Below are 23,183 nucleotides of genomic sequence, written 5' to 3' on the forward strand. Positions count from 1 at the left end.
AGATCGCCCTGGCCACGCCGTCCAGCGCGCTGGCCTACGCCGGCGGCCACCTGCACCTGACCGTGCAGGACGATGCGCACCTGGCGGCCGGGCAGACCGTGGCCGGCGTGAGCGGCGCGCACCTGGCGCTGTTCGCGCAGAAGGGCCCGCTGCGCGCCATCGCCGCCAACGGCCCACTGAGCCTACAGGCCCACGCCGGCACGCTGGAACTGCTGGCCGACCAGAGCGTCACCGTCACCGCGACCGACCAGCGCATCGACGTGATGGCCAGCAAGAAGATCGTGCTGCAGGCCGGCCAGACCCAGGTCACCCTGGAAGGCGGCGACATCACGTTCGCCTGCCCCGGCAACTTCACCGTCAAGGCCAGCGAACAGCCGTTCAAGGGTCCGCAATCCAATCCCGCGATTCCGCCGCACCTGCCGCACGAAACCGTCGTGCTGCCCGAGCACTTCGCCGTCCGCCTGAAGGAACAGTTCGGCCAGGCGTTCGTGTCTGGCAAGCCGTACAAGCTGGAGCTGGGCGGGGAGACCTTCGAGGGCAACATCCCGAGCGACGGCGTGATCTCGCACCCGATCCCGAAGGGCGTCAAGAAGGGAAAGCTGACGACCTATCCGTTCGGCGAAGAGAACGGCCCGTGGACCTGGGACCTCGACGTCCGCGCGCAAAGCAAGACCGACAAGCACGACGGTCTGCAGTCCAGGCTCAAGAACCTGGGCTTCTATCACGGTGCGATCGACGGCGATTTTGGCCCCAAGAGCCGCGCCGCGCTGCAGCGCTTCCATCGCGCCGTCGGCATCGCAGGACAGAACGAGCCGAGCGCCGAAGGAATGGGCGAGATCGGCAGCACGCACGACGTCTAGGACGACAACTCGATGCTCTATGGAAACCATAACCTCCAGCGCGGTGACAGCGATGGCAACCCGGCCGCCAATCAGCCTCCGCGCTGGGGTGCAGTAGTCAATCCGCCACCGCCGGCCGGTGCCGCGCAGACGCCGCAGAACCAGGGCGGCGCCACGATCGCCATTCCCCAGCACGTTCGTCAGCTGCAGGACGATTTGCGCACGCTGGGGTTTCTCTGCGGGGGCACGCCCGATGGCGGCTTCGGCCGGGGCACCGAATGGGCGGTGAAGGAATTCCAGATCTACGCCAGCATGACCCACGTCGCGCGCCTCAACACGCAGCGCTTCCGGCAATGGCAGCCCAACGGCGGACTCACCGCGCCGGAGATCGGCGCGCTGGGCACGCGACCCAACTCGACCCCGCCGGAGAGCTACTACGTCGGCTCGCTCGACCAGGCCGCAAACACCGCCCGCTACACCGGCCCGATCAGCGGCGTGGTCAACCAGCGCACGCGTGATGCCATCGAACACTGGCTCGACCAGAACTACCGCTGCCCGGTGGTGGTGGAGGCGTGGCTGGTCAGTCGCCAGACGACACAACGCACGGCGGTGTTCACCAACGGCGTCAACGTCTGGCAGTTCAACCAGATCACCCAGGGCACTGTGCGCAACGCGCAAAACCAGGTGGTCAGCTATGTGCGGATGTTCTACCGCGACTTCTCGACCTACTACACCTATCCGGCCGGGCGGGTTGCCACCGAGTACCACGTGCTGGGCGGCTACACGAACTACATGACGTACGGCGGACCGGTGAGCATGGTGCCGACGCACACGTGGTCGCAGGCCGAGATGACCCCGGAGCGCCTGATCGGCCCCGCCACCACCCTGGCGACACTGCAGGCGAACCTCAACGGCGCGACGACGTCCACGTACCGCGTGGTGCGCGCGACCGCCGAGCAGGAGTGCATGGGGTTCTTCGACTCGATCAACGCCTACGACGATGCGCTGATCTCGCTCGGGCCGTGCCACTGGACGATGGGCCTGTACCCGGCCAACGGCTACGACAATGGCGAGTTGCCGGGGTTCCTGGCCTACGTGCTGCACAGCAACCGGGCGTCCTACCTCACCGCCTACGGCAACTTCGGCCTGTACCCGTCCAGCGCCTGGGTCGGAAACAACGCGGGCCCGCTGTGGAACCAGGGCCAGCGCAAGTACGTGGGCTGGATCCGCAACCACATCGACTCCACCGATCCCGCGACGGCCGCGACCGCCATCCCGCAACTGGCCGAGGTCGATCGCGCGACCATCGAGGCCAACTACTACAAGACCTGGCACTGGTTCTTCCGCTGGGTGATGGCCGGTCGCACCATCCCGGCCGTCCAGCAGGCGATGTGGGGCATGGTGCGCATGCGCCTGCGCGACGTGCTGGGCATCGCGGTCAACGTCCAAGCCGGCAACATCCACGTCACCGGAACACTGGGTACGGTGTTCACGTCGGAGAAGGCCGCGGCGATCCTGTTGCGCTGGCACATCTTCCGCCCGGGCCACGTGACCGGCACCTCGGTGCGCAACTCCATCCGCAACGCGATCCAGAACAATCCCAACGTCACGTGGACGCTACCGCTGGCGCAATGGACGAACGCGCACGAAACCGCGGTGACCGATCAGTTGCTGGCCGATGCAACCGTCGTCAATGCAACCCAGGCCCATCTCGCGGCGTGGCCGACCTATCCCGGCCGCACCGGTCGCGGCTATGTTGTTGGCAACGAGCTGGGCACGCTGCGCACTGCCCGCAATTCCTTCGTCCTCGATGCGGCCGGAATCTGACCATGAAGCACGCCCCCTTGTTTGCCGCGCTGGTCGCCACGATGAGTGCCAACGGTTGTGCCAGTAGCGCCCCCGCGGGTAACGCCACCGGCGCGGATCTGGCGCGGCACTGCGCCAGCGTCGACGGCAACGAGCGGGTCGCCATCAAGGTCTACGACGGCAAGGCCGTCAGCGTCTGCCCGCCGGGTGGCGAGACGGACTGCCTGTACTCGCAGGAGGCCGGGAAGACCTTCCGGTACGCCACGCCCGACCTCAACGCAGACGGCAAGGCCGACGCGGTGATCAAGGACTTCACCGGCGCGTACGGCCAGCACGACGTCGTCCACGTCATGGCGTTCGCGCAATGCGGCGACGGCAACTACGTCAAGGTGGCCGACGACATGCTGCAGGACGTGTCGGTGGCACCGTCGGCCAGTGCGGGATGGGCCGACCTGCAGGTGACGCGCAGCTGCTACAACGAGGCGCTTGGCGACAACCAGACGCGTCGCTTCCGGCTCACCTTCGACGCAGGCCGGTTCCGTTACGGCCCACCGGACAACGATCCGGAACTGGCCGAGTTCTGCAGCGCGAAGGAACTGTCACTGCCTGCCGACCCGGCGGCGCCGTCCAGCACGGACTGAGTCCGCGGCGAGCGCGCTCGACGCACGCGGCCACTTCACTGTCGACACGGCCCGTGTCGACACCGCCCAGCGACACCGGGCTGGCTTCGCGCCAACCTCGTGCCTTGCCGGGCGCGTCCGCTCTCCGATGCAACCCTGCGCCGGAGCCTCGCGCTCCGGCGATGCCAGCGCCTGGCCTCAGATCGAGCCGGGACGCATCCGCACCGAGCGGACCACGCCGTCCCACAACTCCAGGGCCTGCTCGTCGTTGGTGAACGCCGGGCGGTACGGGTTGTCGTCGCCGACCCGGTTCTGCTTGAGCACCATCAGCTCGACGGTGATGTTCGGCTCCGCCACCGACTCGGCCTTGCCCGGCACTTCCCAGGCAAACGTGTACAGGCGTTGGCCGTCATCGCTGCCAGCAACCAAGTACTCCTCGCCGTCGATGGCCGTATCGCGGGTCTTGCCCTTGCGCAGGGTGCCGATGCCCGGCCGCGCGGCCAGCAGCGCGCCGATGCCGCCAGTACGATCCAGCAGCGACGGTTCGACCTGGTTCTGCGTGGTCGACGAAATGATCAGGCTGGCACCGGGGTGCGAGGGCAGCTTCACATGCACCTGGAAGGATTCCGGCCAGTACTCGTTGCCGGCGATGAAACCACCGTCGATGCAGAAGCCGGTGCCGGTCGGCACCTCGCTGCCGCGCGCACTGAAACCCCGTGCGAGCCCGCCTTCCTGCTCATCGGCACGGTCGGCCAGCGACGGCGACACCAGCCCGCGGCGCATGAACACGTTGCTGCCACTGACCAGGTAGGTGTCGTGCTTCCACGTGTACTCCTGGCCCGGCTGGTCCCACGACAACAGCATCGCCGAGCCACCCGCGAAGTCGGCCCGGCGCAGGAACATGCTGCCTTTGGTGGTGTGCTTCTGGGCGCGCAGTTCGCGCTCGCGCCCGTCGATGTAGCCGGCGGCATTGCCCTGCGCGGTCGCCGGCGCCTTCTCGATTGGGGCACCGCGCATCTCGTACTTGCCGTTGATGGTGGCCGCGGCGGGCAGGTCGACCAGCAACCGTCCGAAGCAGTGTGTCTTCCAACCGGTTTTTTGCATTGCGAGCGTCCTGGAGTTGCTGCACGACATCGGGGCCATGCAAAGAATGAGCACAAGCCAGTGGCTGGCCAGCCTAGGCATGCCAGTCGGCGTCCTGCGCGATCATGACGATGCCGTAGAGCGCGGCCCATTTGCTGCGCTCGTCCAGATAGCTTCCCTGGTGGTCGTAGCCCTTGGGTTCGGCCGACTCCTTGCCGTCGGGATTGCCGTGCTTGAACGAACCCTTGACCGACGCCTTGCCCGGCGCTTCGCCCGACAGGTACGACACGGTGCCGTCGCCCGCGCCGGTGGCCGGCTGGAACGACATGCCCTTGAGGGTATGCGCCGAACGCCCGGCGGCCACCGTGGCGACGTAGTCACCATTGCCGTCATCGTGGAAGACCGGCGTGGCCGTAGGCGCAAGCTGCGCCGGATCGCCTTGCCAGACGATCGTCACGAACGAACCGCGCGCACCCTCGGCGCCGTAGTGCGAGTAGGTCTGCGGGTGGTACTTGCGTTCGATATCGAGATGGAACGCCTGCACCGTGGCGATGTTGCGGATGAATTTGGCGCGGATGTCCACCGCGATCTTGTTGCTGTGCTTGAAGTCGAGGTAGCTGGAATTGTGCTGCGGCACCAGCCCGTACCATTCCGGGCTCATGTAGATCTCGTTGTAGGCATCGCCCTTGGCAGGGAACCCCAGCATCGGAGCGGCGTTCTTGTCCTTGCGCACCATCAGCCACGGCTTGCCGCTGTCGTAGTCGCGGGTGGGCAGCAACTCGAGCGCGCCCGGCGCATTGGCCACCACCGCGGTCACCTGCGCCGCGTTGCGCCCAAGGATCAGCTGCGAAGGCCCTTCGTAGCCGCAACGCATGTGGTGGTAGATGGTGGGCGCGCCCAGCGAGGGCTGGACGCCGTGGATCACGCCGAGCACCTTGTCGTACTTGTGGATCTCGGTGAGCGCGCGCGACACCAGGCCGCCCATCGAGTGGGTCACCAAGATGACCTTCTCGGCCGGCACGCCGAGCTTGCGGTAGTGCGCCAGCACGACGTCGTCGATGTAGGTGCGGATTTCGGCCGCCGACTCGCGGTTGGATTGCGGCCAGCGGTAGCCGCCCGCCCACACGTCGTAGCTGTAGTTGGCGGCGTGGCGGCGGTGCTTGTCACTCAATGACGGCAACGCGCCGCTTTCATCGCCGTACTGTTTGGGCGCGTGCATGCCGTACGTGCCCCACCAGGGTTCGGCCTTGTCGCGCTTGAGGATGTTGTTGAGCTTGACCTGCAGGTCGGCCATGAAGGGGTGGTAGCTGCCCTTCATCACGCCGCCCCAGCCGCGCTCGTAGGCCAGGTCCTTGGACAGGCCGGAGTCGGCGACGTCGATGGGTCCCTCGATATCGAGCTCGACGTTGTCCGGGCTCAGGATCTCCTGGCGCTTCTTCGCGCCGCGGAAACCCCAGGTCGCCAGCGACGAGATCACCTCGCCAATGCCGGCGAACGACAGCTCGGCGTTGGGCGGACGCCACGCCGGGTCGTCGGTTCCCTTGGTCTTGAGGTTGCTGCCCATGATGCCGGGCAGGAACACGATCGGGATCACCGCGGGCACCTTCAGCAGCACCGTCTTGTCGCGGCCGTCGGACTCGGGGGTCAGTATCGCCTCGGCCACGGTCTGACCGGTTTTCGGATCCATCCTGCCAGTCAGCACGACGTCCTTTTCGTTGCCTTGGCTCATCCCTTCGCCCCCTTCGCCTTGCCCATCACGCGCATCACCACGCGATCCATCCATTCGCTCTTCTGTTGCGGCAGACGACCCTGTGCATCGGTCACCAGCTGCATCTTCGCGCCGTCGGCGCGGGTGAGCTCCACCATCACGTTGGCCAGCGGCTCATCGGTGACTTCGTTCCTGAGCACGTAGGTGTCGTTGAAGCGGGTCTGCGGCCAGGTGTTCATCTCGCGCGACAGCTGGGTCGCAGGCAGGAAGCTCTTCTTGCCGGCATGCACGGTGATGTTGCCGGGGCAGGCGACGACGATGTTGCCGCCTTCGATCGTGATGCTGGCGCCGCCGGCCGTGGCCAGGTGCACCGTCTTGCCCGCCGCCAGTTCCACCTGCGCGTTCGCGCTCACCACCTTCAACGCATCCCGGCTCTGCAGCGTCGCGCTGTCGTGCTGCGCCTCAAACTCCAGCTTGCCCTCGCCCGCCACCAGCGCCAGCGCGTGCGCCGCGCCACCGCCCTCCTTGGCCTCCACCGCGTTCGCCAGCCATCCGATCGCCTGGCCCGCGTGGATCCGCAGGTTGCCCGCCACCGCCGTGTTCGCCGATTGGCCGCTCGCCACGCTCAGCGTCTCGCCCACCAGCCACTGCACCGACTGGCCCGCCACCATCCCGATCCCCGCCGGTGCCGCCAGACCCAGCAGCGCGTCGCCGCTGTGCGGCACCCGGCCGCTACCGCCAGCCGCACTGCGCTCCGGCGCGGCCGACTGCGCCTGCCCCAGCTCGCTGCCCGGTACCGTCGTCGATGCGCTCTTCAGCAGCGCCGCCAGCGGCGCCGCATCGGCCACCAATTGCGATTGATTTGCCCGGCTTGCGCCTTCGTGCGCGGCCAGCTTCACCGTCTTGTGCGTGCCCGCCACCTGGCTGAACGTCTTCGCCAGCGCGGTGGCCTGCTTCAGCAGCGCCGTCGCCGCCACCGCATCGCCCGCGCCGGTGTCGTCTCCGATTGCGTACGCGCTCAGCCACAACCCCGCCTGCGCCCGCACCGCGCCCCATTGGTCGCTGCGCAGCTCGAACCCTTCGCCGCGGAAACTGCCGCGGAAGTTGTCCGCCTGGTGGATCAGGTGCCCCAGGTTGAGCTGGGTGGCCGCGTGCGTGGTGGCCAGCTGCAGCCGCAACTGGCCGTCGCTGTCGTCCAGCACCAGCCGGTTGTGGCCCTCGCCACCAAACTCCTTGGACTTGATGCCCACCAGCGCCGCCGCGTTGCGGTGACCCTGCGCATCGGCGCTGCTGCCGTGCCACGGCGGCGCGTGACCGCCGGCCAGGTTGGCCTGCGCGCTGGGGCGGTGGTCGCCGGCCTGCGTGTAGGCCGTCGCCTCGCCCGCGCTGGCCGCCTTGCCCGGGCTGGGCGCGATGCCGGCTTCGCCGTGCCCGTTGTACAGCGCGCCCACCACCATCGGCCGGTCGATGTCGCCGTCCAGGAACGCCACCAGCACCTCCTGCCCGATCCGCGGCAGGAACTGGCTGCCCACGCCCGGACCGGCGTACCGCTGCGCCACGCGCAGCCAGCAGCTGTCCGCCGCTTCGCCATCGCCGGCCGACTGCTGGAAGTGGAAGCGCACGCGCACCCGGCCGAGCCGGTCGCAGTGCAACTCGTGGCTGCCGTTCGGGCTGTCGCTGGCTTCCGGGCCGACCACGATCGCGGTCTGGTAGCCCGGCGCGGTCGGCCGCGGGTTGATCCGCGCGCCGGTGCCGTCGTGCAGCACCGGGCGCCACGGCTGGTCACGCGGCACCGCGGTGAACGCGTTCGCGTAACCCACCGCCGCCGCGCGTTCGCGCACCGCCTGCCACTGCACCGACGGCAACGCCGGCGCCGCGCCATTGGCGAACGCAGGGGCCGCGCCGAGCGCGTGCTCGACGCCCTCGCGCACTGCCGCCGGCAGGTTGTTGACGCCGGCCTGGTGCACGCTGACCAGCAACACCTCATCGGGCGTGCCGTCGGCCAGCGGCGCGTTGCGCAGCGCGAACCAGCTGCCCGCGCGGAAGCTGCGCACGCAGCCCTGGCCCAGCCAGTGCCGGCGCGGCGTCTGCCGCGCCTGCGCCAGCAACCCGGCGTAGTGGTCGGCCTCGTTGCGATCGGCAAACGCGTACGCGCCGACCGGGTCGTAATCTTCCAGCGTCGCGGCGTGATCCCCGCCCGACAGCGGCACGTTCGCCGACTGCACCGACACCGCCTTGTAGTCGTCGCTCAGCACCGTCACCGCCGCCGACCCCAGCCGGCGCACCAGGCCGAACGCCTGCACCGTGTCGCTGGCTTCGGTCGCGTCGCTGCGGTGGTAGCGGATCCCGCCGCCGCTTTCGGCCGCCGCATCCTGCGGACCCTGCCCCGACTCGGCGAACACCACGATCCGGTGCCCGGCCGGCGCATCGGGCGCTTCCTCGATCCGCCAGCCCAGCCCTTCTTCGGCCAGCAGCCGTGACACGAAGGCCAGGTCGCTCTCGCGGTACTGCACGCAGTAGCTGCGCGGGCGACGCGCGTCCAGGAACGGACCGACCTCGTCGCCGAACTGCCACGCCGCCAGTGGCGCGTAGCCGGCAAACACCGATGCGACGATCTCGCTGACGCTGCGTTCCTGGAACACCCGGCTATGACGGCCCTGGCCGAGCAGCCACGTCCACGGCACCAGGCACACCCGGTAGCGCGCCAGACCGCCGTCGCCGCCGATGCACTGCGCCTCGCGGATCAACCCCGTGCGCGTGGACTGGCTACCGTCGGCGCTGCGCGTGAGCAGGCCCAGCCGTTGCCCCAGCAGACGATCCAGCGGCGCGCCGGCGTTGGTCGACAAGGCGTCGATCCACCACTCGAAGCCACCCGACAGACCGTCGGACGTGCCGCCGGGCGACAACGTCTCCCAGCCCTGCCAGCGCTCGACCACCCAATCCGTCGCACCGCCCTCGCCCCAGGCCAGGTCGTACAGCCGCTGCGCGCCGGTGTAGCGCGCCAGACCCGCCAGTGCGCTCGACACCGCCTGTGCCAGGCCCGGCGCACGCGCCAACGCGGCGCCCGGGAGGGCCGTTGCCAACCCCGCCTCCGTCGACCAGTCCGCCACCGCCTGCAAGCCCGCGCTCGTTGCGCTGGTGCGCAACGTCCCCCCCATTCCCATCCCTGCCACCACGCCCATTCCTCCATGAAAGGCCTGCGCCGACGGCTTTGCCGGGAAAACCGGACCGTCGCGCGGGTACATGCCTGACTAAAGCTAGCAGAACCTGCGTGACAGTGCTGGAGGGTATGGCGGCGGGTTCAGCAAGGGGACGGGGCGGAAACGGGACGGCCTTCAAGGAACCCGCAGAGCGGCGGCTTGGGCAACTCGGGTTTGAAGGTGTTCGGGCAGGACGATGCGGGGCCGGCTTAGGGTCGGGAGGAGTTCGGAAGATCGGGAGTGCAAGTCGGGGGCGGGGCGAGGCTTATCCGTGGTGGGTCGTGACTCCTCGATGGCACGGTGCGGAGGAACGAGAGACTTCGAACAATCGGGCACCACATCCATCAGCTGCACGCAAAACTCGTGGCTGGTGTCACGTCGCGCGGCTTCCAGCATTTCCACACTTGGACCGCTGTGGTCACCACCGTCGACGCGGCGCGCGGCCTCGACATTCTCCAGGCGCCAAAACCCCCTGCGACTGGCAGCGGAGCGTTGAGGCCCCTCCGAGGTGGCAAGCCATCCCAAGAGACAAGTGTGGAGAGGGTCAGAGGGACTTCGAAGTCGGGCCGCACTCACTCACCAGCAACACACCGACTCCCTCAAGAAGTCTCGGTTTTCGGTTTTCGGCTCTCAGATGGTCTCAGGATCAGAGGATCAGAGGAACGCCATTGGGGCCAAAGCGGATGTTCCGTATTGCCGCCTTCGCGGCCGCTTCGTGTGCCTGCACCGCTGCCTCGTGCGCGCGACGCGCCTCATCTTGCAGCCGCTCTCGCGCCCGGAAGGATTCGCCGCCCGGAAAACTCGTCCGCCAACGCAGAAACCCGAAGAGTTCGTAGGGCTCACGGCCGCTCCGCTCCTCGGGCAGGTCTCGGCCACCGGAACGGCGATACGCCTGCAGAGCTTGCTTGTCCTCTGCGCTTATCGAGGGCGGTGGCGGCGACCTCGCCGCGAACCCCGGGCTTCTAAGCGCCTGCTGCTTCCACGACTGCCAGGCGGCGTCACGGCGTTCCAACTCCACCATGCGCTCCCCCTGCTCCTGGATCCAGGCCGCTTCACTGGCGGCACCCAGCACCTTGAACCACGCGCGCGAGTCGTGCACGTAGTCGTCGAAGAGCCGCACGATGCGCGAATCCAGCGGCTGCGTTTCGTTCCAGTAAGGCTTCACCTCGAGCCATCGACGCAGCCTCTGTTGCAGCACCCACGTCGCGGCAGTCCGGTAGGCGTGAAGCTTCAGTATCGTTTGTACCAACACATTTTGTGCCGCGACCGCGAGCCCAACTCGCTCGAGCGTGACCAGGAACTGCCACTCGGAAATCAGCTCGCGATTCGCGCGAACCAGGTCTTCGTAGTCCTGTTGCTTGAACGCCTTGGCCCGGGCAACGAACGGCTGGTTGGCAAACAGCTCGGCGCCGTCCTGCATCCGCAAACGCCGCCAACGCAGGAACAGTCCGTAGTGACCCTGGACCAGCTCCCGGGTGCTCGCGCCACGCACCGACTGGCTCGCCCTGACGTAGCCGTTGAAGGCGGCGATGAGTTGCGGAGCGATGTTGAAAGCGGCCGTTGCCTTATCGGTTGCAGCATCGAGATCCAGCGGCACGCCGGCCTTGACCGCCTCCCGGTACATGTGCGCCAACGGAATCTGGGAGAGCTTGGCGGCATCACTGGCCTTGCCATCCACGTAGCCCTTTCCCTGCTCTCCCGGCCGATAGCCGCCGCCCACGTCCGAGTGCACGCCCGGGTACACCACCTCCTCGCAGTTCGAATCCCACGCGGTATCGAGCGGGAAGGAGGCACGCACCTCGTGCGCCGCAACCAGATGCAGGCAACGCTTCACATAGTCCGGGATGCGAAGGTCCGCTTCCTGCGCGTAGTTGCCGTGCCCGTCGAACACGGTGGTGATCTTGGCCACCCCGACCGATGCCACGGTGTCGAAGATGCCGAGAAAGTCGAACTCGATGGGAATGCCACACAAGTTAAGACCACCGCCGGGGGCGGGATCGCAGGCCTCGCGCAGCCAGTTGCAGAAGACCCGTGCCTCGGTTGCCCCGCGCGAGAAGCCGAACACCGAAAGCCGGATGCGCCCGATCTCGGGTTTGATCCGGGCCGCATGGCGTTGTTCCATCTGCTTCTCCAAGAGCATCCGCCGCTCGGCCAGCACCCGGCGGCGCCCTGCGTGATTGGGATCCGCGTTTGCGGTGTCGTAGGTGGCCGCGACAGATGCCGCCATGCCAACCGAGCGCAGCATCCGGATCGCCTGCGCCTCATCCGTGGCCATCTGTTCAAGCTGGTATCGGGGCAGCCCGATATCCGTGGCCATCGTGCGAACTGTTGTCGGGTCGGGTTGGCCGAGGATCTCACCCAGTTCGCGCTGGCAGAGGAATCGACTCAGATTGTCGAGAAATTTCAACAGCGCCCAGCACAGCCGTGCTTCACCGCCCCAACCGGCGGCTAGCCCCGCTTTCTGTTGCGCGCCCTGGCCTCGGTCGCCAATTTGCTTGTTGAATTCGGTACCAACCCCTGCGATGTACCGGCGCAAACGAGTCTCGTCTCGAGTTTCCGAGAAGACCTCGTGCAGACGCGCAACGTTGCTGTGTGTGAAATCTGGCGCATCACGCTTCAGGTTGTTGTTGGTGCCGTCGAAGAAGAAGCCCCAATGCAGATCGATCTCGCACTGCGCCGTTGCGCCAACCAGCGCATTGCACAATGCATCGCTGCGACCTTGAATGGAAAGGTTGGTTGGTTGCGACGAACATTCGGGAGCCGAACGAATGCGCATCAGTAGTGCCCCTCTCTAGGCAGGCGCTTTGCGTGAATGGGATTGCTTTCCCACCACTCAGTGCAGCCGGGCTGCTGCCTGCAAAAGTCCACGGGCGGGGGGAAGTCCTTTGGGGCGCCAGCCCCTCCCGGAAGATAGCTACTTGCTCGTACCCTGACCTTGCCGCCTGGCTCGAACGCGATCAGCAGGAAGCCTGCGTATATCCGTTCATACTTTGGCACCTCGAGTACCACCTCGCGCAGCGAGTTCGGATCCTTGCGCCACATGATGTCGTCCTGCCAACTCACCTTGACCTTCAGACCCGGACGCCACTTGAACGGCAGGCCAATCGCTCCGGCACTGGAATGCCCTCCCAAGTACGGCATAACCCCTCCTCCCCACTGGTCGTCGACATAGAACGTTGCGATCGGCACATCGGTGTAATTTAGGCCCTGCATGTCGAAACCGATCATGTCGTCGGCGGAGGCGCTGAACGGAATGTTCTGCTCGGGCTCCGGTCGCGAGCAGCCGCTACTGTTCGCCAGCAGCAGGCCAAGAAGCGCTGCGGTCGACAATTTCATCCAGTGCATTTCGATCTGCTCCTTGATCGGAACCGACGCGCCTCGGAATCGTTCTCGTAGATCCGCATCAGTAGTGCCCCTCTCTCGGCACGCGCTCGGAGTGAATGGGATTGCTTTCCCACCACTCAGTGCAGCCGGGCTGCTGTTGGCAAAACTCCACGGGAGGGGGAAAGTCTGGCGGCGAGTCTGGCCCTCCCGGGAGGTAATCACTTGCTCGCACCCTTACCTTCCCCCCGGGCTCAAACGCGATCAGCAGGAATCCTGCGTATATCCGTTCGTACTTTGGTACCTCGAGCTCCACTTCGCGCAACGAGTTCGGGTCCTTCTTCCACATGATGTCGTCTTGCCAACTCACCTTGACCTTCAGACCCGGACGCCACTTGAACGGCAGGCCAATCGCGCCCGTGCTGGAATACCCTCCCAGGTACGGCATAACCCCTCCACCCCACTGGCCGTCGACATAGAACGTTGCGATCGGCACATCGGTGTAGTTCAAGCCACGCATGTCGAAACCGATCATGTCGTCATCGGCGGCGCTGAACGGTATGTTCTGTTCGGGCTCGGGTCGCGAGCAGCCGCTGCTGTTCGCCAGCAGCAGGCCCAGAAGCGCTGCGGTCGATAATTTCATCCAGTGCATTTCGATCTGCTCCTTGATCGGAACCGACGCGCCTCGGAATCGCTCTCGCAGACTCATCAGTAGTGTCCCTCCCTCGGTACGCGCTCCGACAGGATGGGATTGCTGTCCCACCATTCGGGACAGCCGGGCTGCATCTGATAGAGGTGCTGGAGAGGGGAAGTCCTTCACTGTCTGCACCGAATGACCCCCGATATCAGAGGGTAGTTTGCGCAGAAATTTTGCGGGCAAACGAACTCTTCTATCTTCGCCTCACCGGCAAAAATTACCTCAGGAGTCCCGTCGTAACCCTTTGGGCACAGCTCAGTGGCGCGCTGCGACCAATATTGCCTATTGAGCTCCAAGTTGTAGTTGTAGCCGCCAATGTGCGAGTACTCAACGATGTAGCTTCCAGGCGCGAACTGCCTATCAAGATAGCCTGTGCGCCCGCCGTAAAAGGACATATCTGCCTTCTTGTACGGAGCAGCGGCACAGCCAACGAGCATGCACACTAAGCAGAGCATCAAGATTCTCAGCACCCCATAGTCTCCATGTGAATCCCAACTATTTATTTGCTCGCCCTGACTCGGTGTAGTTCAAACCGCTGTTCACCAGTAGCAAGGGGAGAAGAGCTGCGGTCGACAACTTCATCCGGTGCATTTCGATTCGTTCCTTCACTCGCCTAGGGCGCGTTGGTGCCGACGCACCTGGGCAGCGATCCCGCTTGGGTAGGCGATCGGATGGGAGCGAGCTCGCTTTCTGGAAGTTGGGGAAACCGACGACGTTCTTGCTGCAGGCGGTGCGGGGGATGGGAAGTCCGATGGGGATCCGTCCATGCCCGGTGGGTAGCTGCTCGCCCGAATGCGCACCTTGCCACCGGGCTCGAATGCCACCAGCAGGAAGCCGACGTAGATCCGTTCATAGGGGGGAACCTCCAGCTCCGCTTCGTGCAATGCGTTGGGCGCGGTTCGTCGCAGGGTGTCGTCCTGCCAGCGCACCTTGACCTTCAGGCCTGGGCGCCATTTGAACGGCAAACCGATCGAGCCGGCACTGGAACTTCCTCCGGTGTGGGGCATGACGTCACCACCCCACTCGTCGTCGACGAAGTAGGTCGCGATGGGCACGTCGGTGTAGTTCAAGGCCCGCAGCTCAAAGCCGATCGATTCATCATCGCTGACCTCGGGAGCGGGCTCTGGCGCTGGCGCGCAGCCACTGCCTTGAACGACCAACACGGCGAGCAGCGACGCCAACAGCAGTCTCATCCATCTCATCACTCTGGTTCCTCCATGAACCTTTTGCATCCTTGCATCCGCCGCCGTCATGGCGCGTCGCCTGCGTCTGGCACCACGGCGACCGATTCCTCCTGATCCGGCACTTCGAGCAGACCAGCGTCTTCCAGTGAGTGCAACATCCGACGATAGGTGTCTGCCGTGATCGCACTATCGGTATCGGAAGATTCCAGCAGGATCTTCTCCGCCGTGGCATGGACCACAGAGGGCAGTCCCGACAAGCGTCCGAACACGCGCGAGCGTGCGCGCAGGTAGTCGAGAACCGTGTCTGCCATGGCGGAGCGCTGCAGTCGGCGGATTTGTTCCCACGTCAGGCGGTAGGCCAGATCGTGATGGCCGGGACTGACGGTTGTTTCCAGTGGCAGCGATTGCAGCTGGCCGCAGCGGTCGAAGTAGAGCCAGGCGTCGATGCCGGCGGTGAAGTGCGCGCGTTGCGCATCGTCCAGCACCGCGACCCAGCTTGCGAGGCAACGCGTGTCGGCCCATCGTGCAACGAAGTGTTCGCCCGGAGGGCTGGCTGCCTCCATTCGCTGCTGAAGGTGCCGCACGAGTTCATCACGCGACAGGGCGGTCACGATGAAGGCGAGCATTGGCTGGCCTCGGCACGCATCGAGGATCGCGGACAGCCAACGCTCACTTTCGACGGGGTCTGTCGGGAGCTCGCACAAGCTCGGGGAGATTTCCGTCAGCCCTTCGCCGTTGTAGCGACCTTCGTACAGGGAGGTCAGCGCATGAAGGAAGATCGTGCGCTTCCAACGGCGCGGATCTGCGAGGCCGGATTCGAACAGGGCGTACACGCGTTGCCCAGTTTTCGCCCGCTGTCGGAGGCTGGCGTCGAGCGTCGCCGCAGCCACGCATGCCGGGTCGATCAATGCCGCGCGACACCTGCCTGGCACGTCCGTCGCGCGCACGCAGCGGCGGCACGGCTCGCCTCCAGACGGTCGCATCAGCATGCGGCGGCTGGGTATCATCGGCAGCCTGCCCTACTGCAATGGACTGCCATGCTCGAGTTGGATGCGCTGCTGGCCCCGATCCCCGGGACCGCCCCCGCCGGCGAGGACCTTTCGTTCTCGTCCGAATACGACACGATCCTGGAGGCGCGTCGCTCCGACGATCCGACCCTGGAACAAGGCGACTGGGTCACCGACCTGAAGTCCGCCGACTGGCAGGGCGTCGCCGCCCAGACCAGCCAGCTGCTGCGCGACCGCAGCAAGGACCTGCGCCTGGCTGTCTGGTGGGCCGAAGCGCACACGCAGCTGCACGGGTTTACGGGACTGGCACGCGGCTACCGGCTGGTTGCCGGGCTGTGCGACCTGCACTGGGACGATGTGCATCCGCAAGTGGAGGACGGCGACCTCGAGCAGCGCATCGGCAACCTCAGCTGGTTGCTTACCCACTCGGCCGACTGGCTGCGCAAGCTGCCGCTGGTACAGGCACCGCAGGGGCGTTTCGGCCTCGCGGACTTCGAGGCTGCGCGCGCGCGCCGTGTCGACGGTGGCGACCACAGCGGTCCGAGCCTGGAAATGCTGGAAGCCGCGCGACGCGACACCAGCCACGAGTTCTACGTGCAGCTGATGGATGTGGTGCCCGATTGCCGGTTGGCGCTGCAGGAGCTCGAACAGGCAGTCGACGCACGACTCGGCCAGGACGGACCCAGCTTTACCGCCGTGCGCGATCAGCTCGACCACATCAACGATGTCGTGCGGCGCTTCGCTCGCGAGGCCGGCGTGCTGGTCGACGGCGTCGCCGAGGACAGCCCCAGCTTGCCGATCACGCCCGGCGTTGGCGGCAGCGAGCCAGCCAACGCGGCACCGGCCGGAAACGGCGCGATCACCACGCGAAAGGAAGCCATCGCACAGCTGCGCCGGGTCGCAGATTTCTTCCGACGCACCGAACCACACAGCCCGGTCGCCTACCTCGCCGACAAGGCCGCTCGCTGGGGCGAGATGCCGCTGCATGTCTGGCTCAAGCGCGTGATCAAGGACGACAACACGCTGACCCAGATGCAGGAGCTGCTCGACATCGGCGACGCCGACAGCAGCAACGACTGAGCGGGTCCGGAACGCTGAGCGGACGGGCCGGGAAGGGCTGTCCGCCGGCTTCTTGTTGCGCTGCCTGACGTGGCCGGCGAACGGTCCGCGCGCGCCGGCATCGCGTGGCGAAGGACCAGCGCGTCGCGTCGCGTTCGTCGTGGGCAAGTGTTTCCATGCGCTTGCGCGCATACCGATCGCTATACCGACGCGCGCGCCTGGCAGCGCGACGGCACATTTTTACCTGTCTGACGTGACCGGCGACTGGCCCGCACGCGTCTGAATCACGCGGCGAAACGCCAGCGCGTCGCGTCGCGTCGCGTTCGTCGTGGGCGGTGTTTCCTTACGTATGCGCGCGTACCGATCGCCAGACCGACGCGCGCGACTGGCAGCGCGACGGCACTTTGTTACCTGTCTGACGTGACCGGCGACTGGCCCGCACGCGTCCGCATCACGCGGCGAAGCGCCAGCGCGTCGCGTCGCGTCGCGTTCGTCGTGGGCGGTGTTTCCTTACGTATGCGCGCGTACCGATCGCCAGACCGACGCGCGCGCGACTGGCAGCACGATGGCACTTTGTTGCTGGCCTGACGTGACCGGCGACTGGCCCGCACGCGTCCGCGGCGAAACGCCAGCGAGTCGCGACGCGTTCGTCGTGACCAACTGCTGGCCTACGCTTGCGCGCAGCACCCACGCCAGTCCGAGGCACGGCTGCTAGCACAGTGGCACTGAGCCCCTACCGATGGGCTGTCGTTGAAGCCCCCAAACGCAGCGGCAGCCGCCGCGCCCGCACCGAAATCGAAATCGAAATCGTGGGAGCGATTGCGCTGCCATCGCCCCCCTAGGGGACGACGATCAGAAGGCGCGATCCATCACCGGCGACGCGATCGGTGCGCGTCGCCGGTGGCAGTGACAATGGCATGAGAGGCGTTGCGGCCGCGGCGGCCACGACAGCCTCGACCGCATGCCGAATGTTCGATCAAAGCACCTTGAACTCGATCCGGCGGTTGCGTGCGCGGCCTTCCGGCGTGGCGTTGTCGGCGACCGGCTGATCGGGGCCGAGGCCCTGCACGCTGAGGCTGGTGGAGGCGATGCCGGACTGCTCGAGGTAGGCCTTCACCGCGGTGGCGCGCGACATGCTCAGCGCGACGTTGCTGGTGCGAACGCCGACGCTGTCGGTGTGGCCGATGATTTCGACGCGCTTGTTGCCGATCTTCTTCAGCGCCGCGGCCATCTCGTCGAGGATCGCAGTGCCCTGCGGAGTGAGGATCGAGCTGCCGCTCTGGAACTCGATGATTCGGCCCGCCAGCGCCTGGTCGAGCACGACCTGCTGGGTGGCGGCGATCTTGAGCGCGTTGGTCACGCGGTAGTTGTCGTTGAGCGCGGTCGACAACCGGCTGGCGACCTGTTGGCGCTGCGCCTCGTTGCCGACGTTGCCGCTGACGCGCACGTTGTTGCCGGCGATCTCCAGTTGGCCGCCGGTGACCTGCTGCAGGTCGGGGGTCAGCATGCCGAGTACGTGCTCACTCCAATTGGCCGGCGCGACCACGCTGGCAACCTCGATGCGGTCGACCACGCGGGCGGCGCCGTACAACTCGCGCAGGCGCGCCAGCACGGCGGCCTTGGTGGCCTCGTCGGGCACGGTGCCCGACGCGATCACCGGCTTTTCGGCCGGCGTGCCGATCGCGGCGGTGTTGCCCGCCGGCGCTATTGGCGCCACTGCCACCGGCGCGGACGCGGGCAACGGCGTTACCGCCGTCTGGGCGTGGGCGCCCAGCAGGGTCAGGCCGAAGCCGGTAGCAAGGAGGAAACGCAGACTCGTACGCATGACTCAGGACCCAAGGAAGGTTTCGGCGAAGGCCCGGCGGGCCACGCGCAGCGACAGCTCGTCGCGTTCGATGTAGCTGACGAGCTTGTTGAGGGCGTAGTCGCTGGCGACTTGTTCCTCGACCCATTCGGCATCGTCGACACGGATGATGTGTTCGGTCGCGAACTGCGGATCGAGCGCGGCCTGCAGGGTTCGGCCGTCCGCACCATTGAAGCCGATCAGCAGTTGCGGGTTGGCGTCGTCCTTGAGCAGGATCGCCAGTTCGTACTCGGCGCGCGCGAGGAAGCCGCTGATCAGGTCGAGCCAGAACGCGGCCACCAGCGGGCGGTACAGCGCATCACGCGGCAGCGGCAAGGCGAGCGCCTTGTCGATGCGCGCGCCGCCGCCAACCACCGGCTGCAACAGCAGGCCCAGGGCCGGCAACAGCCAGCGCAGGCGCAGTTGCGGGTGGCCGGACTGGCGCAGCAGTTCCTGCAACGAGCCGATGTCCTGCAGGTCGAGGAAATCGGCGAACGGCGCCTCGTACACGCCCGGATCGGGGCTGACTGCGACGCGGCTTTCGGCGATTTCGCGAAGCACCGGGGTAGCGTCCTCTGCCGCCACGGCCTGGCGGCCCTGGCGCGCGAGCACCGTCCACAAGCGCGACATGGCCAGCGGGCTGCGGGCGATGAACGGTAACGGCTGCGTGACCTCGAAACGGCTCGCTGCCAGGAACGGGAAGCGCCGCTCGGACGCGTCGCGGCTGGGCAGGAAATGGCCGCCGATCGCGAGCCGGCTGCGCGAGCCCAGGAACGCGAAATGGATCGGCGGCGCCCCGTCGTAGTACTGCTTCCAGCCCGGATCCTGGGCGAGCAGCTCAAGCCCGCTGCCGGCCCAGCGATCCAGCAGCAGCATCAGCTGGTGGTTGTCGGTGGTCCGCACGAAGTCACCCCGCGAGGGCAACTTGCCGAAATAGCTGACCGGCAAACCGGCGTCGACGGCTAGCATCAGTTGGCTCCCGCGGTCGACGGCGTGGCGGCGGGAGCCGGGGCGGCGGCTGCGGTGCCGGTGGCCTCGGCCGGCACGCCGCCCGGTGCGGTGGCGGCCACCGGCCCGGCGACCACGGCCGGCAGTTGCAGGCCCTTGTGGCTCTGGCCGCCTGCGCCCGTCGCGCCACCGGCGACCGGCCGGCTGACGATGCGCATCTGCACGGAGGCGGACGCACCGTCGGCGGACCAGTTCATCTGATAGAGGTTCTCGCCGATCTTGCGGCCGCCGCCCTTGGAGAACATTTCGCCGAGCGCGTCGGTGCCGGGCTGGTTCATGAGCTCGACGGTGCGGCCGTCGGTGGTGATGGCGCGGATCTGCACGCCCGGCGGGTTCGGCGGGTTCGGCACCTGGAAGGTCATCCACTGCGGCGGCGTGTTGCGATAGCGCAGTGTCTGGCCGTCGATGGTGATGCTGTACTCCAGGCCCTCGGCCGGACCCGGCATCAGTTCGAGCACGGTGCTCGACTGCGTGGCCGCGCCATTGCCGCCCACCCAGTTGGCATAGCCGCCCAGCAGTTCCGGACGCAGGTTCACGCCGATGTCGGCCCAGCGCGCGGGGTCGAGCACGGTGCCACGACGCGTGACCAGGCTGCCAAGCGCGTCACTGGCGAACTTGGCGATCGCGCCGTTCGGGCCGAAGATCGCGTCGCGGTCGGCCTGCGCGGCCTGCACCGTGGCCGTGGTGTTGTACGGCGCCATCTGGCCGATGCCGCTGCGGAAGGGCTCGTACACCTGCGCGGTCCAGACGCGGTTGATCTCGCCCTCGGTCGGACGCACCAGCGCCTGGAAGGTCTGCATCAGCGGGCGCACCAGCAGCGGGCGCAACGCCTGGCGCTGACTGTCGTTGAGGCCGTTGAGCATCTGCTCATCGACCAGACGCTGCGCGTCGGCGAGTTCGGAACCCGTGCCTTCGAGGGTTTCCTGCATGAGCTTGCGCGCGCCCGGACCCGGGTCACCCTGGGTCTTGATCGCGTTGAGTCGCGTGCGCACCTTGCCCAGCGCCTCGAAGTAGGCGTTGAGCAAGGGCGGGTTGCCTTCGCGCACGGCCATCAGGCGCGCCAGGCCTTCGAACTCCTTGCCGATCGGACCCAGCCCGACCGGCACCTGCTTGCCGGTATCGGGATTGATCTCGACGGCGAACTGGGTGGGGTTGCGACGCATGATCACGCGGTTGAACCATGCCACGAAGCCCTTCTGCGCCGCGGCGCCGAGCTGGCTGGCGGCAGCCGGGTTGTCCCAGATGGTTTCGCGGTTGACCGCCTCGAGCAGCTTGCGCAGCGGCGAGTTGGCCGGATCGCCGAGACCGTTCATCTGCGTCACGGTCTGGTCGAACGTGCCGAAGTCGGACACCGTCACGCCCTGCAGGAACTTGCGCCACTCGCGCGCGTAGTCGGCCTTGTACAGCGCCACCAGCTCGCGCTGGATGTGCTCGGGGCTACCGGCCAGGGTGAGGTCGTTCTGCACGGTCGCTTCGAGCACCCAGTCGGTGCTGCTCAGCTCGCTGTTGGCCGCTTCCTTGATGGCGTCCTTGACGTAACCCTCCCAGGCCGCGCGCGAGAACGTGCCCGAAACCTGGTAGCTGCCGGCGACTGCGGTCTTGCCGGCGTCGTCGCCGAGCAGCTTGGCGACCGTGGTCGGCGCGTACTGCACGGCGGCCTTCTGCTTGATCAGCGCATAGACGCGATCACGCGCGGGCGTGCCCTTCATGACCTGGCGCAGCGCCTGTCGGCTGTCGTCGACGAGGCTGAACTTCGGATCAAGCTGCGGCCAGGCCGGGTCGGTGGCCTGGGCGACGTAGAAGCTCATCAGGCGTTCGGCCGAACGCAGCAGTTGCTCGCGCGACATCTGCCCGCGGTTGTCCTCGAGCCAGCCTCGCCAGAAGCGGGTGAGCTGGTCGTTGAGGTGACTGCTCTCGGCGCGGCTGCGATCGCCGAGCATGAGATAGGTCTTGAGTGCGTTGTAGGCATCCTCGGCATCGGTCGGCGAGGCGTCCTGGTAGAGCTTGTCCGTGGCGGCGGGCTTGTCGGCGGCCTGCGCGGCGGCATCGCCGTTGCCGGCGGCGAACGGATCGGCCGGCGAGCCGGCGCCGGCGATCGCCACCGGGCGGATTTCACCGCGGCGGGCGATGACCTGGCTGAGGTAGGACTCGAGCTTGGCGCCCACCGGATCGAGCATCAGCTGGCGCATGCCGTTGAAGTACTCAGTGCGCAGCTTCTGTTCGATGCGATCACCCTGGTACAGGCCCAGGCCGAGTTGCAGCGGGTGCTCCTTGCGGTAGCGCTGGAGTTCTTCCATGCGGTCCTGCAGCAGCAGCAGCGCATCGATGCGCGATTGCAGGTCGACGCGACCCTTCTGCAGGCCGATTGCCTTGTCCAGGTCTCGGCCCACATTCTCGACCAGCTGGCGGTTGCCGGTGTACGACCAGGTCCAGCCGGTCAGCGCAACGCCCAGCGCGATCACCGCGCCAAGAAACGCGGCATAGCGCAGCTTGTTGCGCGATGGACTGGAGTACTGCTTGACCAGCTGGCGGTCGGCGAAGATCACCTTGCGGAACAGGCCCAGCAGGAAGTGCCCGCCGTCCGAGATCGGACCACGCTCGCCAGCCGCGGCACGCCCTTGCAGACCGAACTGGCGCGCCACGCGCTCCGACGCCGGCTGCACCGACACGCCTTCCTGCAGCGCGCTGGTGAAATAGAAACCACGGAACACCGGCTTGAACTGGTACGGGTTTTCTTCGAACAACGTGGCGATGAACGTGCGCAGCGCCGGCTTGATGCCGGTGAACTCCATCGGCAGGGTCAGCAGGCCCGGCGACACCTCGCGCCCGCGCTGCATCGCCATCTGCGTCAGGCTCATTTCCTTGAGGCCTTCGGAGAGCTGGTCGAAATGGCCATCGAACGCGGCCAGCGCATCGGTGCCGCCATTCGGGTCGTACGGCAGGGTGGCGCCCCACACGTTCTCGCGCTCGGAGGGATCGAGATTGCGGAAGAACTCGGCGAAGCCGGAGATCAGGTCGGCCTTGGTGAACACCACGTACACCGGCGCGAACACTTCCAACCGCTCGGTGAGCTCCTGCACGCGCTGGCGCAGGTTCTTGGCCAGGTCGATCGCGAACTCGGGCTTGCTGCCGGACAGCTCGGCGATCGAGGCGGCGATGATGATGCCGTTGATCGGCGCGCGCGGGCGGTTCTTCTTGAGCAGGTCGAGGAAGGTCAGCCACTCCAGGCGGTCCTCGGCGCTGACCGTGTAGCGGCCGGCGGTGTCGAGCACGATGCCTTCGGTGGTGAAGTACCAGTCGCAGTTGCGCGTGCCGCCCAGACCGTGGATGACGTTGCTGCGGTTGTCCTCGAACGGGAAACGCAGGCCCGAGTTGAGGATCGCGGTGCTCTTGCCGGCGGCCGGGTTGCCGATGATCACGTACCACGGCAACTCGTAGAGCGCCGCGTTGCCCTTCATCAGGCCCAGCTTGGAGGTCTTGATCGCCTTGACAGCCTCGGCCATGCGCTCGCGCAGCACCTCGGCGTCCGCGCGCGCGGCCGGAGCCGCACTGGCGACGGCATGGTCGGCCTGCTGCTGCACCATCGCGTCGAGCTGCCGGGCGGCCCGCCTCGATTGCATCTTGCGCACTATCCAGACGATCAGCCACACCAGCAGCGCGAACAGCGCGATGGCAACCATCCAGGCGCCGGCGCTCTTCAGCTTCTCAGCGCCGAAATACGCAAACGCGGCAACGGCCAACAAGCCGATTGCGGCCTGCACCCGGAAATCCATCAGCCAATAGCGGAGACTGCTCATTCAGACCACTT

Annotated in this window: 15 protein-coding genes; 4 read left to right on the plus strand and 11 right to left on the minus strand. The window is 66.9% G+C overall.

Features of this window, described 5'->3' with window-relative positions:
- The 3 genes from EER27_RS17090 to EER27_RS09210 all read left to right on the plus strand — a co-directional run.
- Positions 1 to 860 (plus strand): DUF2345 domain-containing protein (locus tag EER27_RS17090; RefSeq protein WP_190285727.1); only part of this gene is annotated, 860 nt, incomplete at its 5' end.
- 12 nt (positions 861 to 872) lie between these two features.
- A complete protein-coding gene (locus EER27_RS09205; RefSeq protein WP_123087824.1) occupies positions 873 to 2,666 on the plus strand; it encodes a peptidoglycan-binding domain-containing protein in 1,794 nt (597 codons plus the stop codon).
- Between the two features lie 2 nt (positions 2,667 to 2,668).
- The gene (locus tag EER27_RS09210; protein ID WP_123087825.1) at positions 2,669 to 3,286 is read left to right on the plus strand and encodes a hypothetical protein; all 618 of its coding nucleotides are present in this window, start codon (positions 2,669 to 2,671) and stop codon (positions 3,284 to 3,286) included.
- A 177-nt stretch (positions 3,287 to 3,463) separates the two neighbouring features.
- On the opposite strand, the gene EER27_RS09215 is transcribed toward EER27_RS09210, so the two are convergent.
- From EER27_RS09215 to EER27_RS09255, 8 genes are all read right to left on the minus strand, one after another.
- Positions 3,464 to 4,369: a T6SS immunity protein Tli4 family protein gene (locus tag EER27_RS09215; protein ID WP_123087826.1), complete on the minus strand. Its 906-nt coding sequence runs from the start codon at positions 4,367 to 4,369 to the stop codon at positions 3,464 to 3,466.
- Positions 4,370 to 4,442: 73 nt separating this feature from the next.
- On the minus strand, positions 4,443 to 6,077 hold the full coding sequence (locus EER27_RS09220; protein ID WP_123087827.1) for an esterase/lipase family protein: 1,635 nt from the start codon (positions 6,075 to 6,077) through the stop codon (positions 4,443 to 4,445).
- Positions 6,074 to 9,139: a type VI secretion system Vgr family protein gene (locus EER27_RS09225; protein ID WP_425480829.1), complete on the minus strand. Its 3,066-nt coding sequence runs from the start codon at positions 9,137 to 9,139 to the stop codon at positions 6,074 to 6,076. Before EER27_RS09225 ends, EER27_RS09220 begins: the two co-directional genes overlap by 4 nt.
- Positions 9,140 to 9,902: 763 nt before the next feature.
- Entirely contained in the window at positions 9,903 to 12,032 is a 2,130-nt protein-coding gene (locus tag EER27_RS09230; RefSeq protein WP_123087829.1) for a T6SS phospholipase effector Tle1-like catalytic domain-containing protein, read from the minus strand.
- Entirely contained in the window at positions 12,032 to 12,601 is a 570-nt protein-coding gene (locus EER27_RS09235) for a DUF3304 domain-containing protein (protein WP_123087830.1), read from the minus strand. The genes EER27_RS09230 and EER27_RS09235 overlap by 1 nt, the downstream gene beginning before the upstream one ends.
- Before the next feature lie 58 nt (positions 12,602 to 12,659).
- Entirely contained in the window at positions 12,660 to 13,286 is a 627-nt protein-coding gene (locus EER27_RS09240; RefSeq protein WP_223807254.1) for a DUF3304 domain-containing protein, read from the minus strand.
- 593 nt (positions 13,287 to 13,879) lie between these two features.
- Positions 13,880 to 14,467 (minus strand): DUF3304 domain-containing protein, encoded by a 588-nt coding sequence (locus EER27_RS09250; RefSeq protein ID WP_190285728.1) that lies wholly within the window; start codon positions 14,465 to 14,467, stop codon positions 13,880 to 13,882.
- A gap of 56 nt (positions 14,468 to 14,523) precedes the next feature.
- Positions 14,524 to 15,366: a DUF4123 domain-containing protein gene (locus EER27_RS09255; protein WP_190285729.1), complete on the minus strand. Its 843-nt coding sequence runs from the start codon at positions 15,364 to 15,366 to the stop codon at positions 14,524 to 14,526.
- Between the two features lie 129 nt (positions 15,367 to 15,495).
- Between EER27_RS09255 and tssA the strand changes: the two genes are divergently transcribed.
- A complete protein-coding gene (gene tssA / locus EER27_RS09260; protein ID WP_123087834.1) occupies positions 15,496 to 16,545 on the plus strand; it encodes a type VI secretion system protein TssA in 1,050 nt (349 codons plus the stop codon).
- A gap of 955 nt (positions 16,546 to 17,500) precedes the next feature.
- Here the strand turns inward: tssA and EER27_RS09265 are convergent.
- The 3 genes from EER27_RS09265 to tssM are packed head-to-tail and all read right to left on the minus strand — an operon-like array spanning position 17,501 to position 23,172.
- Positions 17,501 to 18,349: an OmpA family protein gene (locus EER27_RS09265; RefSeq protein ID WP_123087835.1), complete on the minus strand. Its 849-nt coding sequence runs from the start codon at positions 18,347 to 18,349 to the stop codon at positions 17,501 to 17,503.
- A 3-nt stretch (positions 18,350 to 18,352) separates the two neighbouring features.
- Positions 18,353 to 19,336: a type VI secretion system-associated protein TagF gene (gene tagF, locus EER27_RS09270; RefSeq protein WP_123087836.1), complete on the minus strand. Its 984-nt coding sequence runs from the start codon at positions 19,334 to 19,336 to the stop codon at positions 18,353 to 18,355.
- Entirely contained in the window at positions 19,336 to 23,172 is a 3,837-nt protein-coding gene (gene tssM, locus EER27_RS09275) for a type VI secretion system membrane subunit TssM (protein WP_123087837.1), read from the minus strand. Before tssM ends, tagF begins: the two co-directional genes overlap by 1 nt.
- Positions 23,173 to 23,183: the final 11 nt, after the last annotated feature.

Source organism: Montanilutibacter psychrotolerans (assembly GCF_003719825.1).
Taxonomy (GTDB): Bacteria; Pseudomonadota; Gammaproteobacteria; order Xanthomonadales; family Xanthomonadaceae; genus Montanilutibacter; species Montanilutibacter psychrotolerans.

Bases quoted from the DNA above. Each gene is read 5' to 3' on its own strand.
- EER27_RS09210 (WP_123087825.1), top strand. From the start codon at position 2,669: ATGAAGCACGCCCCCTTGTTTGCCGCGCTGGTCGCCACGATGAGTGCC.
- tssM (WP_123087837.1), bottom strand. From the start codon at position 23,172: ATGAGCAGTCTCCGCTATTGGCTGATGGATTTCCGGGTGCAGGCCGCA.
- EER27_RS09265 (WP_123087835.1), bottom strand. From the start codon at position 18,349: ATGCGTACGAGTCTGCGTTTCCTCCTTGCTACCGGCTTCGGCCTGACC.
- EER27_RS09235 (WP_123087830.1), bottom strand. From the start codon at position 12,601: ATGCACTGGATGAAATTGTCGACCGCAGCGCTTCTTGGCCTGCTGCTG.
- EER27_RS09250 (WP_190285728.1), bottom strand. From the start codon at position 14,467: ATGAGACTGCTGTTGGCGTCGCTGCTCGCCGTGTTGGTCGTTCAAGGC.
- EER27_RS09215 (WP_123087826.1), bottom strand. From the start codon at position 4,369: ATGCAAAAAACCGGTTGGAAGACACACTGCTTCGGACGGTTGCTGGTC.
- EER27_RS09205 (WP_123087824.1), top strand. From the start codon at position 873: ATGCTCTATGGAAACCATAACCTCCAGCGCGGTGACAGCGATGGCAAC.
- EER27_RS09220 (WP_123087827.1), bottom strand. From the start codon at position 6,077: ATGAGCCAAGGCAACGAAAAGGACGTCGTGCTGACTGGCAGGATGGAT.
- tssA (WP_123087834.1), top strand. From the start codon at position 15,496: ATGCTCGAGTTGGATGCGCTGCTGGCCCCGATCCCCGGGACCGCCCCC.
- tagF (WP_123087836.1), bottom strand. From the start codon at position 19,336: ATGCTAGCCGTCGACGCCGGTTTGCCGGTCAGCTATTTCGGCAAGTTG.
- EER27_RS09230 (WP_123087829.1), bottom strand. From the start codon at position 12,032: ATGCGCATTCGTTCGGCTCCCGAATGTTCGTCGCAACCAACCAACCTT.
- EER27_RS09240 (WP_223807254.1), bottom strand. From the start codon at position 13,286: ATGAGTCTGCGAGAGCGATTCCGAGGCGCGTCGGTTCCGATCAAGGAG.